Below are 290 nucleotides of genomic sequence, written 5' to 3' on the forward strand. Positions count from 1 at the left end.
GCTCGACCGGCTGCTGGCTGCGAACCTGCGTCAGATCCGTGAACTAGTCGCCGCCATGTGCCCCACGCTGCTCGAGCAGCCCGGTATCGGTCCCGTCACGGCCGCGGTCGCTTTGATCGCCTGGTCACACCACGGTCGCGTCCGCAGCGAAGCCGCTTTCGCCGCCCTCGCCGGCGTCAGCCCGGTACCCGCCAGCTCCGGCCGCACCGTCCGCCATCGCCTCAACCGCGGCGGCGACCGGACCCTCAACTCCGCCATCCACACCATTGCCAAGTCCCGCCAGCGTTACC

1 protein-coding gene is annotated in these 290 nt (G+C 70.7%); it reads left to right on the plus strand.

The window, feature by feature from the left end:
- Nucleotides 1-290, plus strand: a 290-nt coding sequence (locus ABD352_RS12395) for a transposase (protein WP_344612452.1), incomplete at both ends; no start/stop codon positions are given.

It is taken from the genome of Dactylosporangium salmoneum, from assembly GCF_039532525.1.
GTDB lineage: Bacteria > Actinomycetota > Actinomycetes > Mycobacteriales > Micromonosporaceae > Dactylosporangium > Dactylosporangium salmoneum.